Genomic DNA, 16,783 nt, shown 5'->3' on the forward strand with positions numbered 1-16,783 from the left:
CCACGGTGCCATTGGGCAGCGGCGTGCCCGGGGTGAACGTCCAGTTGCCACTGCCATCGGCCGTCACCTGGCCAATCGGATTACCACTGCCGTCGGTGAGCGTCACCGTGCTGTTTGGCTCGGCGGTACCGTTGAGTACGGCGCCATTGCTCGGGTTGACCACCGGCGCAGCGGGTGCGAGCGCATCCACCGTGGTGCTGCCCTGCGGGCCGGTATTGCCGGCCGGGTCCTGGGCCACGGCGTTGACTACCGTGCCGTTGGCCAGCGCCGTGCCGGGGGTGAAGCTCCAGTTGCCGCTACCGTCGGCAGTAGTCTGGCCAATCGGGTTGCCGCTGCCATCGGTCAGGATGACGGTGCTGCCTGGCTCGGCGGTACCGCTGATTTCCGTGCCGTTGCTCGGCTCGACCACCGGCGCCGCCGGAGCCACCGAGTCCACCGTGGTACTCGACGGCGCGCTGGTGTTGCCAGTCGGGTCGGTTGCCGTAGCGTTCACCACGGTACCGTTGGCCAGTGGCGTGCCGGGGGTGAAGCTCCAGTTGCCGCTGCCGTCGGCGGTGATCTGGCCGATCGGGTTGCCGCTGCCATCGGTCAGGGTCACGGTGGCGCCCGGTTCTGCGATGCCACTGATCGTGGTGCCATTGCTGGCGTTGACCACTGGTGCGGCCGGGGCCTGCGAATCCACTGTGGTGCTCGACGGAATACTGCTGTTGCCGGCTGCGTCCTGGGCCACCACATTGATTACTGTGCCATCAGCAATCGGCGTGGCCGGGGTGTAGGTCCAGTTGCCACTGCCATCGGCCGTCACCTGACCGATCGGATTACCGCTGCCATCGGTGAGGGTCACCGTGCTGTTTGGCTCAGCGGTACCGCTGAGGCTGCTGCCGTCACTCAGGTTGACGGTGGGCGCGCCTGGCGCCACAGCGTCCACCGTGGTGCTGCCCTGCCCGCTGGTGTTACCAGCTGGGTCGGTCGCCGTGGCGTTGACCACCGTGCCATTGGCCAGCGGCGTACCAGGAGTGAAACTCCAGTCGCCGTTGCCGTCAGCGGTCGTCTGGCCGATCGGGTTGCCACTGCCATCGGTCAGAGTGACGGTGCTCCCTGGCTCGGCGGTGCCGCTAATCATGCTGCCGTTGCTCGGCTCAACCACCGGCGCAGCCGGAGCGACCGAGTCCACCGTGGTGCTCGACGGCGCGCTGGTGTTGCCGGTCGGGTCGGTTGCCGTGGCGTTGACCACGGTACCGTTGGCCAGTGGCGTTCCGGGGGTGAAGCTCCAGTTGCCGCTGCCGTCGGCGGTGATTTGGCCGATCGGGTTGCCGCTGCCATCGGTCAGGGTCACAGTGGCGCCCGCTTCAGCCGTACCGCTGATGGTTACACCGTTGCTCGGATTGATAATCGGCGCAGCCGGCGCGCTGGAGTCGACGGTGACCGTCGCTGCCGGGCCGGTATTGCCCGCCGGGTCGCTCGCGGTGGCATTGACCACGGTGCCATTGGCCAGCGGCGTCGCTGGAGTGAAGCTCCAGTTGCCACTGCCATCGGCCGTCACCTGGCCGATCGGATTACCGCTGCCATCGGTGAGGGTCACCGTGCTGTTTGGCTCGGCGGTGCCGTTGAGTACGGCGCCATTGCTCGGGTTGACCACCGGCGCAGCGGGTGCGAGCGCATCCACCGTGGTACTGCCCTGCGGGCCGGTATTGCCGGCCGGGTCCTGGGCCACGGCGTTGACCACCGTGCCATTGGCCAGCGGCGTACCAGGAGTGAAGCTCCAGTCGCCGTTGCCGTCAGCGGTCGTCTGGCCGATCGGGTTGCCACTGCCATCGGTCAGGATGACGGTGCTGCCTGGCTCAGCGGTGCCGCTGATTTCGCTGCCGTTGCTCGGCTCGACCACCGGCGCAGCCGGAGCCACCGAGTCCACCGTGGTACTCGACGGCGCGCTGGTGTTGCCGGTCGGGTCGGTTGCGGTGGCGTTGACCACGGTACCGTTGGCCAGCGGCCTGCCGGGGGTGAAGCTCCAGTTGCCGCTGCCGTCGGCGGTGATTTGGCCGATCGGGTTGCCGCTGCCATCGGTCAGGGTCACAGTGGCGCCCGCTTCAGCCGTACCGCTGATGGTTACGCCGTTGCTCGGATTGATAATCGGCGCAGCCGGCGCGCTGGAGTCGACGGTGACCGTCGCTGCCGGGCCGGTATTGCCCGCCGGGTCGCTCGCCGTGGCATTGACCACGGTGCCATTGGCCAGCGGCGTCGCTGGAGTGAAGCTCCAGTTGCCACTGCCATCGGCCGTCACCTGGCCAATCGGATTACCGCTGCCATCGGTGAGGGTCACCGTGCTGTTTGGCTCGGCGGTACCGCTGAGGCTGCTGCCATCACTCAGGTTGACGGTGGGCGCGCCTGGCGCCACACCGTCCACCGTAATGCTGCCCTGCCCGCTGGTATTGCCAGCTGGGTCGGTCGCCATGGCGTTGACCACCGTGCCATTGGCCAGCGGCGTACCAGGTGTGAAGCTCCAGTCGCCGTTGCCGTCAGCGGTGGTCTGGCCGATCGGATTGCCACTGCCATCGGTCAGGATGACGGTGCTGCCCGGCTCGGCGGTACCGCTGATTTCCGTGCCATTGCTCGGCTCGACCACCGGCGCAGCCGGGGCCACCGAGTCCACCGTGGTGCTCGACGGCGCGCTGGTGTTGCCGGTCGGGTCGGTTGCCGTGGCGTTGACCACGGTACCGTTGGCCAGCGGCGTGCCGGGGGTGAAGCTCCAGTTGCCGCTGCCGTCAACGGTAGTCTGGCCGATCGGGTTGCCGCTGCCATCGGTCAGGGTCACGGTCGCGCCCGGTTCTGCGGTGCCACTGATCGTGGTGCCATTGCTGGCGTTGACCACTGGTGCGGCCGGGGCCTGCGAATCCACTGTGGTGCTCGACGGAATACTGCTGTTGCCGGCTGCGTCCTGGGCCACCACATTGATTACTGTGCCATCAGCAATCGGCGTGGCCGGGGTGTAGGTCCAGTTGCCACTGCCATCGGCCGTCACCTGGCCGATCGGATTACCGTTGCCATCGGTGAGGGTCACCGTGCTGTTTGGCTCGGCGGTGCCGTTGAGTACGGCACCATTGCTCGGGTTGACCACCGGCGCAGCGGGTGCGAGCGCATCCACCGTGGTACTGCCCTGCGGGCCGGTATTGCCGGCCGGGTCCTGGGCCACGGCGTTGACCACCGTGCCGTTGGCCAGCGGTGTGGCCGGGGTAAAGGTCCAGTCACCGTTGCCGTCGGCAATAGTCTGGCCGATCAGGTTGCCGCTGCCATCGGTCAGGGTGACCGTGCTACCCGGTTCTGCGGTGCCGCTGATTTCGCTGCCATTGCTGGGGTTGACTGCCGGTGCCGCCGGGGCCTGCGAATCCACTGTGGTGCTCGAGGGCATGCTGGTGTTGCCGGCTGCGTCCCGAGCCACCACGTTGACCACTGTGCCATCAGCAATCGGCGTGGTCGGGGTGTAGGTCCAGTTGCCACTGCCATCGGCCATCACCTGGCCGATCGGATTGCCGCTGGCATCGGTGAGGGTCACGGTGCTGTTCGGCTCGGCGGTGCCGCTGATCACGGTGCCGTTGCTCGGATTGACCGAGGGGGCCGACGGCGCCACGCCATCGATAATGGTGCTGGCGGGCGGGCTGCTGTTGCCGGCGGCATCCTCGACCACCGCGTTGACCACCGTGCCATCAGGCAGTTGGCTATCCGTGGGATACGACCAGTTGCCATTGCTGTCGGCTGTAGTGTGTCCGATGGGATTGCCGTTGCCATCGGTGAGGACCACAGTGCTGCCTGGCTCGGCGGTGCCGCTGAGGCTGCTGCCATCGCTCAGGTTGATGGTGGGCGCGCCCGGGGCCACGCCGTCCACGGTGGTGCTGCCCTGTCCGCTGGTATTGCCGGCCAGGTCGGTCGCAGTGGCGTTGACCACGGTACCGTCAGGCAGCGGTGTCGCGGGGGTGAAACTCCAGTTGCCGTTGCCATCGGCGGTCGTCTGGCCGATCGGATTGCCGCTGCCATCGGTGAGGGTAACGCTGCTGCCCGGCTCGGCGGTACCGCTGAGTTCGGTACCGTTACTCGGGTTGATCACCGGTGCCGACGGCGCCACGCCATCGATGATGGTACTGGCGGGCGGGCTGCTGTTACCGGCGGCATCCTCGACCACCGCCTTGACCACCGTGCCATCTGGAAGCCGGGTGTCCGGGGTGTATGACCAGTTACCGTTGCCGTCGGCGGTAGTCTGGCCGATAGGGTTACCGTTGCCGTCGGTGAGCACCACGGTGCTGCCCGGCTCGGCGGTACCGCTTAGGCTGGAACCATTGCTCGGGTTGATCTGCGGCGCATCAGGAAAGTCAGGGGCCTGCACGGTCACGGGCGGGCTGCTGTTGCCGGCCGGATCGGTCACCACTACAGAAACCGTTTCGCCGTTGGTCAGTGGCGGGTTCAGCGGAATCTGGAAGTTGCCATCAGGGCCGACCACCACGCTTACATCCGTTTGCCCGTCGCCGTTGCTGTCGACGCCCACGGTGGCGCCCGGCTCGGCCTTGCCGCTGATGCTGCTGCCATCCGTGGCAATCTGCAGGCCGCTAGCCGGGGCCGGGGCCGTGGTGTCAGGCGGCACGCTGCCTTCACCACTGCCACCGCCACCACCACCATCGTTGCTATTGGCGATCGCAACGCCGCCACCGATGATCGCTGCGCCGGCCAGCAGTGCACCGCCAGGGCTCAGCCCGGCAACGGTGCTGTCGGCAGCAGTGAGCGAGTCGAACCCGGCAAGGCTTTCCTGGGGCACATAACCCGCCACCAGCGGCCCATCGGCAGCAACCGGCGGCAAGTCGACGGCCAGTAGTTTGTCCCGGTCAACCAGATACAACTGGCTTGCAGGCTGCCCCTCGACATAGAAGTTGGCAATGCGCAGGCTTTCGCCGGACTTCAGTTGTACGATCAGATCGGGACCGCTTTTTGTGTAGCCCGTCACGCTTTCAGGAGCAATATCCAGAACAACGTTACTGCTCTGGGTGAGTGTCAGTATTCCGTTGTTGGGGATTGCGATGGGGGCGGCAGAAGAAACACTTTGAGCGAGGGGAGATACCTTGGCCTGAATCGACATACCTGACAGTCCCTTTGTCAACAGCACGACCGAGCAGTCGCACTCGTATATCCAGAAATAGCATGCCCTCCCTAAAACGCCAGTCGGTTTTCTATAAGTAACTCGGAAAGACTTACAACGCTGACGACTACGCCAACACGGCGACCCGAGTGCCCTGCTATTCCGAATTAAATAGTCACAAATAGTTTCTTGATCAATAAAATAAAGTTGACCTTATTTGGGAAAGCGTACGTAAAAGTACCTTCGGCCATGTTGATGGACGCAAACGGATGGCACTTCCCGGTCAGACCCACTCAACTGGACGCAGGCAAAAAATTGGCAGTCTCCTGGCCAAACTTGAGTTTGGCCACTTTGCTCAGAGACCAGCCACTGGTTTTGAACACATCAGCGCGGCGTCCAGCAGCCTGCCGTGGTCGTACCAGGCATCGCGTTGATAAGCCCTGAACTGTTGCCGGGCTCCCGTGCCCCGCACCTCGACCAAGCCACCCGCCTTGTTGGGGTCGGTGCTATCGACGAACAGTTTGACCGAGTTGTCACCATCGACCTGGTAGGTTTTCACACGCCCTGGAAGTTCGCTTTTGACGCACCCCAGGTACGCCGGCGTACTTCTTTCCGTGGCTCCGGACGCATAGCCATGGCCCTCACGCACATCGGGGTCATGTGCGCAGCCTGCCATGAACAGTGTGGCGAAAGTAGACATCAGTATTGCGCCTGCTACCGACCTTGAGCTCTTCACGCGACACACTCCTGCTACCCCATCGAGTAACCTGGTAAAGTTTTGCCAAGCCGCATGCCCTTTTTTTGTTTTGGTTTGCCCATGTTACTGCTCAATGTCACCCGGGCATTAGGCTTGTTTGCTATATCGGTTCAAGGGGCGGGCTCTCCCCGCGAAGATAACCTGGTTCGTGGGTTACTCGGCATGTTCAAGATCGGCCAGCCTGGGCGAGCTTCCCTTGTTTTCCAGTGGGCTCGCACAGGCATGGCCGCAAGCGCATGGTCTTCTTGCGCGAGATTTCAGCTGGCGCTCGACTCGGGGCCTGCAGTGCCGTGTGGCCATGAACCCGACAGAGAGCGGGCAAGGCTTGCCCTAGCCGGGTTGTCACCCTGCCGAAGACCCCGATTTCGGGTGCAACTGGGCCCACAAACGGGGATCAGGCGATGGCCTTCAGAAACACAAACGTCGCTGCCAGATCCAGGACCAGCACAGCAACCACAACGAAGATCATGTAGTAGCGGTCATTCTGAGTCATTTCTGCGTACCCCCGCATGATCGATGCCTCAGGGTCGCAGCAATTCCCGTTCCAACATCCTGACACTGGACTGTCCCGCAAAGCTCTACATACAAGCTAAGCTCCACGTTCGGGCGCTTTTTCGATGGCCTCAGTACCCTGCATCTGCATCGTCGCTCTAGCGATCCATACCATCTGGCCAGAACCGGCCTTGAAGAGGATGCACCCATGGCGACAATCGAGACTCAAGCCCTAGCACAAGGGCTCTCGCAAGTAGAAAACAGCTGGCAAAAATATGTAGTTTCCCAAAAAAAAGCTGAAGGCCTGAACGGAGACGAGCTGAAGGCAGCCCTGAAAGCAAGTGCGCAGAACTATAAAAGATTCCAGAATCACAGCCAGCAATTTTATGCCGAGGTTCGCAAACGGGTGACGGATGCCGAAAAGCTGGAACACGACATGAAGCTTTATCCTCACCACTACACTTAAAGGGTTTGTTTGCGCTTATGTCCCAGGGGGCACGGCATTTTGCATTCCCTCCCTGGTGCCCTCGGGGGCGGGTTCAGGCCGACCTGGCCTGACGGATGGGCAGTTCGACCCTGAATGTCGTACCGACACCCACCTCGCTGTCTACGCGGATCTCGCCACCATGACGCTTGATGATTCCGTACGAAAGTGACAATCCCAGCCCGGTGCCCTGGCCGATGGGCTTCGTCGTGTAGAACGGATCGAAGATCTTTTGCAGGCTTTCGGCAGGAATGCCACACCCATTGTCTGCAACTTCGATCCACACCCAATTGTCACTGGCGCCGGTTCGCAGGGTAATTCTGCCACGCTCGGCGCCCATCGCCTGGGTGGCATTGACCAGCAGATTCATGATTACCTGATTGATCTGCGAAGGCAGGCACTCGACCTGCGGCAATGCGCCGTAATTCTTGACAAGGTCTGCCTTGTGCCTGAGTTCGCTGGCAACAATGTTCAATGTTGACTCTATGCCTTGATGCAGGTCTGCCAGTTGCCAGTCATGGCTGCTGTCTACTCGTGAAAAGTCCTTGAGGTCCTTGACGATCCGCGCAACGCGGCTGATACCGTCCTTGGATTCCCGGATCAGCGCCGGAATGTCCTCCAGCAAGTAGTCCAGCTCGATTTCCGTGCGCAATTTCGCCAGCTCCGCGCTGAGCCCGTTCGGAATCCGGGTATTTTCCGCGTCAGCATATGCCTTGAGCATGTCCTGCAAACGGTTGAAATAATCATCCAGTGCGCCGAGGTTGGACGAGACAAAACCAATCGGGTTATTGACCTCATGGGCGACGCCGGCTGCCAGCTGACCGAGCGAGGCGAGCTTTTCCGACTGGACCAACTGGTTTTCGAGTTGCCGGCGTTCATCCACCTCGCGCTGCAGTGCAGCGCTGGCTTGGGTGAGTGCCTGGGTGCGCCGTTCAACCCGCTGTTCCAATTCGTCGTTGGCGCTCACCAGCGCTCGGTTTACACGGTTAATTTCGGCATAGCTGCGCATTAGCCATATCCCCATGTACAGCAACAGCAACACCAGCAGGGTGGAAAACACCAGCAGGTAGAAATGGTATCGCTGAGCCGTTAGCGCTGCTGCTTGCTCGTCGCGGTCCAGCATCAGGGCAATGGCGTCCAGGCGCTCGGCGATCGGAACCGCCTCGATCGCTTCAAGCAGCTGATCGACCTTGGGTTGCTCACGAAGAATCAACTCTATGTGTTTGCTGATGGTATCGATAGGCACCTGAAAGTCGACAGGCAAGCGCTCCTTGTTGACCGAAAGATTGTTGAGTCCAACCAGGATGTCGGCAGCTTTATCATCGGTTGTGGTCTGGGCAAACTCAAGGCTGCTTAGCATCAAGTCATAGGTATCGCTGGTGATTCTGCGCAGGCGCAGTGTATCGGCATCGACCAATTGACGAAGGTGCACCTGTATTACATCCGCTGCAGCCGGGAGAAAAGCCAGGGAGTTTCGCAGGATCGCATTGTGCGACTTGAAGCGCGAGACCAGCAGCACCTTGTCGTCGAAGGCTTGTTGGTAATCGCGAAAGGCCGTTTGCCAGGCAAGCATATCTGTTTGCGGGTGACGCCCCTCCAGCGTGCCGAATTCCCGCCAAAGACGTTTCATTTCCAGCAGCGGCAGCACCAGCGGGTCATAGTTGTAATTGGTAGTGGTGCGCGACTTGAGCACTGCGCCTTCCCACTGGGCATCGTACTGCTTGATCTGGCGAATCAGATCACGCGCCTGGGCGTAGGTACCATTCTCATCGGATTTGGACATCCAGTACAAATAGACCAGCACCGACGCCAGCGACATGGCACATGTAGCCAACAGCAGAAGACTGCGCCGCGCGTTCAATCTCATAGCGGCTTACCCTCCCACTGGCCAGTGAGCGTCCGCAGAAACTTGATGATCAGCGCTTTATCATCGTCGCTCGGATTACGTCCCAACTGATAATGAAACATGGCATCGACAGCGGCTTCCAGGGTAGGCGCCGAACCGTCATGAAAGTAAGGGGCAGTGACCGCTACGTTTCGCAGGCTGGGAACTTTGAACAGATAGAGGTCATCCGGATCACCGGTCACGTTGTAGTGCCCCCGATCCGCCTCGGCAACATTGCCACGGTTGGCGAAGTAGTCATCGAAAACACCGAACTTCTGCAGCATATTGCCGCCGATGTTCACGCCCTGATGGCAGGCTATGCAACCGTATTCCTGGAAGCGCTGATAGCCATGCTTCTCTTCCAGGCTGAGGCTGCTGGTATCTCCCTTCAGATAGCGATCGAAGCGTGAATCGGGTGTCAGCAAGGTACGCTGGTACGTGACGAGGGCATCCCTGGCATCGAGGGTAGTCACTGGCTTGCCATAGGCTTGGGCAAAACCAGCCTGGTAGGCCGGATCGCCAGCAATTCGTTGAACCACGGCAGACCAGCCATCTCCTTTGTCGTCCGCACTACCGGTTGCCAGGTGCACCAGGCCGTCAAACGATTGCGCACGCCCATCCCAGAACTGCAGGAAGTTCAGGCTGGCGTTGAAAACGCTGGGGGTGTGAACTGCCAAGGGCTTGCCATCTACACCAGGCGAGCGCACCTGCCCGTCCGCGCCACCACGGTCCAGGCGATGGCAATCAGCACAGGACTGGCTGTTATCAGGGGACAAACGCGGGTCATTGAACAGTTTGCGTCCCAGCTCCACCCGGGCAGGGTCAAGCTCAGGCACCGCCGGCAATGGCGTCAACGGCCCACCGATGCTCTGGGCAAACGCCAATGCTGGCAAAACCACAAGCATCGCGGAAACGATGCGAACCTGCAGACAGATCGGCACAGCGCAACCCTCCCTGGCGAGAAGCACCTGTCTCCGAGCATAGTGAGGCCAACCGACAAAAGCTAACAGCCGGGGCAAATATCATCTAGGCTGTGGCCAGGGACTAGTCTGGCTGAGACCGGCAAGGAGGGACCCATGGAGCTACCCGTTACCGATGGCACAGCAGACAAAGCCGTGATACTTCTGGTTGACGACGAACCCTCGATTCTCAACAGCCTTCGACGTCTGCTACGCAACCAACCCTACGAACTCCTCCTCGCTGAAAACGGCGCCGATGCCCTGCAGTTACTCCAGCAGCGCCCGATCAACCTGGTGATGAGTGATGCACGCATGCCAAACATGGACGGGGCCACGCTATTGGCGCACGTACATGAGCGTTTTCCCGACACGTTGCGCATTCTGCTTACGGGTTACGCTGACACGGACACCATCGCAAAAGCCATCAATGATGGGCATATCTATCGTTACATCAGCAAACCCTGGAATGATGAAGAGCTGGTGGTCACCTTGCGCCAGGCGTTGGCCCACCAACATTCGGAAAGCGAACGTAAGCGCCTGGAACAGCTCACTCAGGTTCAGATCAAGCAGCTCAAGGCGCTTAACGAAAGCCTTGAACAGCGTGTAGCGGCGCGCACCGCCGAGCTGCAACAAACTGCCGACATGCTTGACCTTGCCTATGAAGAACTCAAGCGCAGTTACGTGACCAGCACCGAGTTCTTTTCGCAGTTAGGCAACATGCGCCTGCCCAAGGCCAAGCAGACCAACCGGCAGGTCATAGAATTGATACGGGTGTATTGCGCCAGCCATGGGCTGGACGAAGGTACCTGTCGCAACCTGACCATGGCTGCAGCCCTCTACAACATCGGCAAGATGAGCTGGACCGACAGCATGCTCACCTGCCCTGCCGATCTCATACCTCCACAAGAGCGCGAACTATACCGGTCATACCCGAAACAGAGCGAAGCGCTGGTCATGACCCTGGAGCCAATGAAGGAGGCCGCACAACTCATACTTCACCACCAGGAACGCTGGGACGGCAGCGGTTTTCCGGGCCACCTGAAAGGCGCGGCAATTCCACTGGGCGCCCGCTGGCTGAAAATGGCCGTGGATTTCATCGAATTGCAGCGCGGACTGGTCCTGGATCGCCAGCTCAACAGCGATGAGGCACTGCTCTACATACGCAAATATTCTGGAAAGCTGTATGACCCAGACCTCGTGGAAGACTTCGTCAATGTCTGTGCCGAGTACATGCGTGACATTACCTTGACCGACCCGGCGATCAAGGTATTGAGCACCCACGAGCTGGCAGAGGGCATGATACTGGCGCGCAACCTCAATGCCGACAACGGCATGCTGTTATTGAATGCCGGCAAGGTACTGAGCGGTCTGCTGGTAAAAAAACTGATTGCCTTCGAAGAAATGGAAGGTGGCAAATACAGCGTGTTCGTCAGGATTCCCGAGCAGTCAGCCAGCCTGCAGCCGGCGCCCGCAGCGGCGGGCTGACCCGGTTGCGGGCAGGCGCTGAATCCGTTTGACCAGCATCGTGGCAAGCGCGGTGCCTGGCCGCCCCCGTATGACTGCCGTCTCACATATGCGACAATAGGTTCAATGTCTGGTCTCAACCCCCGCATTTATCGCCCAACAGCTCGGGCATGGCGTGCAGATGCTCTATCGACTTATGCGCGCTGGATTAACTCGTCCAACGACTGGCAGGAGCCGGAAAAGCTCCAGATTGGTCCGAAATTGGTCCGCAGCTGCGAAGAAGCCACGTAAGTTATTGATAGGTAAGCTCCTTGATCTCCACCGCCAACATCACCATGCAGTTCGGCTCCAAGCCGCTGTTCGAAAACGTTTCCGTCAAATTCAACAACGGCAACCGCTACGGCCTTATCGGCGCCAACGGTTGCGGCAAGTCGACCTTCATGAAGATCCTCGGCGGTGACCTGGAGCCGTCCGGTGGCCAGGTCATGCTCGAGCCAAACACTCGCCTGGGCAAACTGCGCCAGGACCAGTTCGCCTACGAGGAATTCACCGTGATCGACACGGTGATCATGGGCCACGGCCAGCTGTGGAAGGTCAAGGCCGAGCGTGACCGCATCTACTCGCTGCCGGAAATGACCGAGGAAGACGGCATGGCCGTCGCCGAGCTGGAAACCGAATTCGCCGAGATGGACGGCTACACCGCCGAATCCCGCGCCGGTGAACTGCTGCTGGGCCTGGGTATTCCGCTGGAACAGCACTTCGGCCCGATGAGCGAAGTGGCACCGGGCTGGAAGCTGCGCGTGCTGCTGGCCCAGGCGCTGTTCTCGGACCCGGACGTACTGCTGCTCGACGAGCCGACCAACCACCTGGACATCAACACCATCCGCTGGCTGGAAACCATCCTCACCGCGCGTAACAGCACCATGGTGATCATTTCCCACGACCGGCACTTCCTCAACAGTGTCTGCACCCACATGGCCGACCTGGACTACGGCGAGCTGCGCGTGTTCCCGGGCAACTACGACGAGTACATGACCGCTGCCACCCAGGCCCGCGAGCAACTGCTGTCGGACAACGCCAAGAAGAAAGCCCAGATCGCTGAACTGCAGACCTTCGTCAGCCGCTTCTCGGCCAACGCCTCCAAGGCCAAGCAGGCCACCTCGCGGGCCAAGCAGATCGACAAGATCCAGTTGGCCGAGGTCAAGCCGTCGAGCCGGGTGAGCCCGTTCATCCGCTTTGAACAGACCAAGAAGCTGCACCGCCAGGCCGTTACCGTCGAGAAAATGGCCAAGGCCTTCGACGACAAGGTGCTGTTCAAGGACCTGGGCTTCACCATCGAAGCTGGCGAGCGCGTGGCGATCATCGGCCCCAACGGTATCGGCAAGACCACCCTGCTGCGCACCCTGGTCGGTGAAATGACCCCGGACAAGGGTGAAGTGAAGTGGACCGACAGCGCCGAAGTGGGCTACTACGCCCAGGACCACGCCCACGACTTCGAAGACGACATGACCTTGTTCGACTGGATGGGCCAGTGGACCTCCGGCGAGCAGGTGATCCGCGGCACCCTCGGGCGCATGCTGTTCTCCAACGACGAGATCCTCAAGTCGGTGAAGGTGATTTCCGGTGGTGAGCAAGGCCGCATGCTGTTCGGCAAGCTGATCCTGCAGAAGCCGAACGTACTGGTGATGGACGAGCCGACCAACCACCTGGACATGGAATCGATCGAGGCGCTGAACCTGGCGCTGGAAAACTACCCGGGCACCCTGCTGTTCGTCAGCCACGACCGTGAGTTCGTGTCGTCGCTGGCCACGCGCATCATCGAGCTGTCGGCTGATGGCGTGGTGGACTTCAGCGGTACCTACGACGATTACCTGCGTAGCCAGGGCGTACTGGTCTGATTGATGGAGCGGCCTGGCCATGTTGTATGGCAGGGCCGGCCTCTTCGCGGGTAAACCCGCTCCCACAGGGACTGCGTAGCATTTGAGGCCTATGCAAATCCTGTGGGAGCGGGTTCACCCGCGAAGAATCCACCGCCAATCCCACAGTCTGGCACTGCCCGACGAATAATTCGTTAGCCTGCTTTCATTTCCTTCACGCAACGGCCATGATGGGACCACGCCCAACCGCCCGCCCGCGAACGAGCCCATGACCGCGCAACAGCCCGTCCCCGCCAGCAACACGCTGCAAATCACCCTGCAGATCCTGTCGATCGTTTTCTACACCTTCATTGCCTTCCTCTGCATCGGCCTGCCCATCGCCGTGCTGCCCAGCCATGTGCACGACCAGTTGGGCTATGGCGCGGTGGTCGCCGGGCTGACCATTGGCCTGCAATACCTGGCCACCCTGCTCAGCCGCCCGTTTGCCGGACGCGTGGCGGATACCTTGGGGGGCAAGCGGGCCATTCGCTTCGGCTTGCTGGGGATTGCCGGCTGCGGGGCGTTGACCCTGCTATCGGCCTGGACCCTGACGCTACCGCTGCTGAGCCTGGCGCTGTTGCTCGGCGGGCGCTTGCTGCTGGGCATCGCCCAAGGGCTGATCGGCGTGGCCACGCTGAGCTGGGGTATCAGCCAGGTCGGGCCCGAGCACACCGCCAGAGTGATTTCCTGGAACGGTATCGCCTCCTATGGCGCCATCGCCATCGGCGCACCGTTGGGCGTACTGGCCGTGGACGGACTGGGCTTCAGCGTGCTGGGGCCGGCATTGCTGGTGCTGGCGGTATCGGCCCTGCTGGTGCTGCGCAGGCGGCCAGACGCGGTGGTGGTGCGCGGCGAGCGCCTGCCCTTCTGGTCGGCCTTCGGCCGCGTCGCACCGTGCGGCCTGGGCCTGACCCTGGCTTCTATCGGCTACGGCACCCTGACCACCTTCGTCACCCTGTATTACCTGGAGCGCGGCTGGGTGGGCGCGGCCTGGTGCCTGAGTGCCTTTGGCGTGTGCTTCATCATTTCGCGGCTGCTGTTCGTCAACGCAGTCAACCGTTTTGGCGGCTACAACGTCGCGGTCACGTGCATGGCCACTGAAGTGCTCGGCCTGAGCCTGCTGTGGCTGGCACCGTCGCCATCGTGGGCGCTGATCGGCGCCGGGCTTACTGGGTTCGGGCTGTCGCTGGTGTACCCGGCGCTGGGGGTGGAGGCGATCAAGCAGGTGCCTAGCAGCAGTCGTGGCGCAGGGCTGGGCGCCTACGCGGTGTTCTTCGACATCGCCCTGGCCATCGCCGGGCCGGTGATGGGCGCGGTGGCCGTGCACCTGGGCTATGCCTCGATCTTCTGTGTGGCGGCCCTGCTCGCCCTGGCCGGTGTCGGCCTAACGCTGTTGCTGGCGCGGCGCGCTGGTCGCGGCTGAACGCTCGGCCGGCTGCGGCGCGCCCAGCGCCTGGCTGAAGAACGCCGCGGTTTCACGCTGCAGTGAATGATGGATATGACGGCGGTCCACGCCTTCGGCGTCCTTGCACAGCGCCGGCATCCGCACGTATTGCTCGGCATCGCAATGGGCCATGAACACGAAGTGCCCGGCGCCGGCCAACAGGCGGTAGTCCGGTGTAACCGGCAGCTTGCGGGCCAGGGCTTCGGCGTTACGGTCCACAGCCACCAACTGGTCGCTGTCGCCACTGTAGATCAGTGCCGGCACCTGCACCCCGGCCAGGGCATGGCGCCCGAACAGCAGGCTCAACGGTGCCATCAGCATCACCGCCCCCACCCGCTGGTCGGCCTCGGGCGCCAGCTCGCTGCGATCAGCAATCAGTACGCCGTGGGTCTTGCAGGCGTCGCCGTCATTCGGGCGCTCCAGGCAATACTGGCGCAGGCGGTCCAGGTCAGGGCGCGCGCCGGAGAGAATCAAAGCGGTTTCGCCACCGGCCGAGTAGCCGATCACCCCCACCTTGCCGTCGTTCAGGTAGGGCTCCAGCAAGGCATCAGCGCGAGCGGCCGTGATGGCGGCACTGACTTGCAGCGGCCGGCCATACAGGTTGCTCAGGGTGCCCAGGCGACTGTGGTCGCGGGCGTTGTCCCCGGGGTGTACCACCGCCACCACGATAAAGCCCTGGCGCGCCAGCGACGTCGCCAGGTAGTGCAAGGCCAGCGGGCTGCCAGTGTTGCCGTGGGACAGCACCAGCAACGGGAACTGGCCCAACGCTACCGGCGCCTCTTCAGTCACGTTGACCGGGTAGCCGTCGATGCGGCTGGTGCGGGTTTTGCCAATGGCCGGGTAGAACGCCAGTGCCTGCATGGGCCGGGCGTCGACCGGGTCGGCCAGGGTCATGTAGTGCAGGCCGGCAACCCAGGGCGCGGCCTCGGCGTGGGCCAGCAGGCCGCCGAGCAAGGCCAGCGCCAACACGCAGCGTGCAAGAGTCATCGGCCGGCGGTTCCTTGCAGGGCGAAGAGATAGCCCAGCATAGAACCGGCCTGGCCTGCGCCGGATGAAACCTGGATGAAACCGAAGTCATGCACTTCACGCTCGCACCCTATGCATTTGCGCTATTCGTCGAACCCGTGGCATAGATGCAGACCCACGTTCTTACGTGACCGTTTCGCGCCATTGAAGGAGATTCATGCATGAGCAAGCCCGCCTACGTACCACCCAAGGTCTGGCGCAACGACGCAGCGTCCGGCGGCCAGTTCGCCAGCATCAACCGCCCGGTTGCCGGCCCGACCCATGACAAGGACCTGCCGCTGGGCAAGCACCCGCTGCAGCTGTACTCCCTGGCCACGCCCAATGGCGTCAAGGTCACCATCGCCCTCGAAGAGCTGCTCGCGCAGGGCCACCAGGGTGCCGAATATGATGCCTGGCTGATCCGCATTGGCGAGGGCGAGCAGTTCTCCAGCGGCTTCGTCCAGGTCAACCCCAACTCGAAAATCCCCGCCCTGCTCGACCGCAGCGTCGAGCCGCCGGTGCGGGTGTTCGAGTCGGGTTCGATCCTGCTGTACCTGGCAGAAAAATTCGGCGCCTTGCTGCCGAAAGCGCCAGCTGCACGCACCGAGAGCCTGAACTGGCTGTTCTGGCAGATGGGGGCGGCGCCTTACCTGGGCGGTGGCTTTGGCCACTTCTATGTGTATGCGCCGGAAAAGTTCGAGTACGCCATCAACCGTTTCACCATGGAAGCCAAGCGCCAGCTGGATGTGCTCGACCGGCGCCTGGCCGAAAGCCGCTACCTGGGCGGCGAGGAATACAGCATCGCCGACATCGCCGTGTGGCCGTGGTATGGCCAGCTGGTGCGCGGCAACCTGTATGGCGCGGCGGAGTTCCTGGCGGTGGACGAGTACCGACATGTGCAGCGCTGGGCCGAGGAGATTGCCTTGCGCCCGGCGGTACAGCGCGGCACCCGGGTGAACCGGACCTGGGGGGATGAAGCCAGCCAGGTGCCGGAGCGGCATGCGGCGGCAGACCTGGACGGTTGACGCGCCCCCTTGTGGGAGCGGCCTTGCGTCGCGAAAGGGGTGCGAAGCGCCCCCAGGGTCTTCGTATCACTGTGAAATCGCCGCGGCCGCTCTGCGGCCCTTTCGCGACGCAAGGCCGCTCCCACAAGAGTCCGTGCAGTGCTTGGGAAGGCCCCGACAATGCCCGCCTGCAAAAAACCATTTGCCCCCGCGCAAACCTGCGCCCGGCAAGCCCTTCTTGTACACTCCTCGCA

Annotated in this window: 10 protein-coding genes and 1 pseudogene; 6 read left to right on the plus strand and 5 right to left on the minus strand. The window is 62.4% G+C overall.

The window, feature by feature from the left end:
- Together J5M71_RS18755 and J5M71_RS18760 are read right to left on the minus strand one after the other, a co-directional pair.
- A partial coding sequence (locus J5M71_RS18755; protein WP_207834872.1) for an Ig-like domain-containing protein occupies nucleotides 1-5,119 on the minus strand: 5,119 nt, incomplete at its 3' end.
- A 355-nt stretch (nucleotides 5,120-5,474) separates the two neighbouring features.
- Entirely contained in the window at nucleotides 5,475-5,819 is a 345-nt protein-coding gene (locus tag J5M71_RS18760) for a hypothetical protein (protein WP_207834881.1), read from the minus strand.
- A 757-nt stretch (nucleotides 5,820-6,576) separates the two neighbouring features.
- On the opposite strand from J5M71_RS18760, the gene J5M71_RS18765 reads away from it, so the two are divergent.
- Entirely contained in the window at nucleotides 6,577-6,834 is a 258-nt protein-coding gene (locus tag J5M71_RS18765; RefSeq protein ID WP_207834883.1) for a hypothetical protein, read from the plus strand.
- Nucleotides 6,835-6,907: 73 nt separating this feature from the next.
- Here the strand turns inward: J5M71_RS18765 and J5M71_RS18770 are convergent, their stop codons facing one another.
- A complete protein-coding gene (locus tag J5M71_RS18770; protein ID WP_207834885.1) occupies nucleotides 6,908-8,719 on the minus strand; it encodes a DAHL domain-containing protein in 1,812 nt (603 codons plus the stop codon).
- Complete coding sequence (locus J5M71_RS18775; RefSeq protein WP_207835127.1) at nucleotides 8,716-9,642, minus strand: cytochrome c peroxidase; 927 nt, start codon at nucleotides 9,640-9,642, stop codon at nucleotides 8,716-8,718. Before J5M71_RS18775 ends, J5M71_RS18770 begins: the two co-directional genes overlap by 4 nt.
- A gap of 171 nt (nucleotides 9,643-9,813) precedes the next feature.
- On the opposite strand from J5M71_RS18775, the gene J5M71_RS18780 reads away from it, so the two are divergent.
- The 4 genes and pseudogenes from J5M71_RS18780 (at nucleotide 9,814) to J5M71_RS18790 (ending at nucleotide 14,499) form a co-directional block, all read left to right on the plus strand.
- Nucleotides 9,814-11,181: an HD domain-containing phosphohydrolase gene (locus tag J5M71_RS18780; RefSeq protein ID WP_207834900.1), complete on the plus strand. Its 1,368-nt coding sequence runs from the start codon at nucleotides 9,814-9,816 to the stop codon at nucleotides 11,179-11,181.
- Nucleotides 11,182-11,244: 63 nt separating this feature from the next.
- Nucleotides 11,245-11,451, plus strand: a pseudogene (locus J5M71_RS29330) (site-specific integrase); the annotation flags it as partial.
- Between the two features lie 20 nt (nucleotides 11,452-11,471).
- Complete coding sequence (locus J5M71_RS18785; protein WP_075045122.1) at nucleotides 11,472-13,058, plus strand: ABC-F family ATPase; 1,587 nt, start codon at nucleotides 11,472-11,474, stop codon at nucleotides 13,056-13,058.
- A 247-nt stretch (nucleotides 13,059-13,305) separates the two neighbouring features.
- Nucleotides 13,306-14,499, plus strand: a complete 1,194-nt coding sequence (locus tag J5M71_RS18790; protein ID WP_207834913.1) for an MFS transporter — start codon at nucleotides 13,306-13,308, stop codon at nucleotides 14,497-14,499.
- Here the strand turns inward: J5M71_RS18790 and J5M71_RS18795 are convergent.
- Nucleotides 14,461-15,507 carry a dienelactone hydrolase gene (locus J5M71_RS18795; protein ID WP_207834916.1) on the minus strand — a complete coding sequence of 349 codons (1,047 nt, stop codon included), beginning with the start codon at nucleotides 15,505-15,507 and terminating at the stop codon, nucleotides 14,461-14,463. The genes J5M71_RS18790 and J5M71_RS18795 overlap by 39 nt on opposite strands.
- Before the next feature lie 200 nt (nucleotides 15,508-15,707).
- Here J5M71_RS18795 and yghU point away from each other — a divergent pair, with 200 nt between their 5' ends.
- Complete coding sequence (gene yghU, locus J5M71_RS18800) at nucleotides 15,708-16,550, plus strand: glutathione-dependent disulfide-bond oxidoreductase (protein WP_207834924.1); 843 nt, start codon at nucleotides 15,708-15,710, stop codon at nucleotides 16,548-16,550.
- Nucleotides 16,551-16,783 lie beyond the last annotated feature (233 nt).

This window comes from Pseudomonas sp. 43(2021), assembly GCF_017490805.1.
GTDB lineage: Bacteria > Pseudomonadota > Gammaproteobacteria > Pseudomonadales > Pseudomonadaceae > Aquipseudomonas.

What these genes read in the sequence shown, in the direction of transcription:
- J5M71_RS18760 (WP_207834881.1), bottom strand. Translation starts at nt 5,819, where the DNA reads ATGTCTACTTTCGCCACACTGTTCATGGCAGGCTGCGCACATGACCCC.
- J5M71_RS18765 (WP_207834883.1), top strand. Translation starts at nt 6,577, where the DNA reads ATGGCGACAATCGAGACTCAAGCCCTAGCACAAGGGCTCTCGCAAGTA.
- J5M71_RS18770 (WP_207834885.1), bottom strand. Translation starts at nt 8,719, where the DNA reads ATGAGATTGAACGCGCGGCGCAGTCTTCTGCTGTTGGCTACATGTGCC.
- J5M71_RS18775 (WP_207835127.1), bottom strand. Translation starts at nt 9,642, where the DNA reads ATGCTTGTGGTTTTGCCAGCATTGGCGTTTGCCCAGAGCATCGGTGGG.
- J5M71_RS18780 (WP_207834900.1), top strand. Translation starts at nt 9,814, where the DNA reads ATGGAGCTACCCGTTACCGATGGCACAGCAGACAAAGCCGTGATACTT.
- J5M71_RS18790 (WP_207834913.1), top strand. Translation starts at nt 13,306, where the DNA reads ATGACCGCGCAACAGCCCGTCCCCGCCAGCAACACGCTGCAAATCACC.
- J5M71_RS18795 (WP_207834916.1), bottom strand. Translation starts at nt 15,507, where the DNA reads ATGACTCTTGCACGCTGCGTGTTGGCGCTGGCCTTGCTCGGCGGCCTG.
- yghU (WP_207834924.1), top strand. Translation starts at nt 15,708, where the DNA reads ATGAGCAAGCCCGCCTACGTACCACCCAAGGTCTGGCGCAACGACGCA.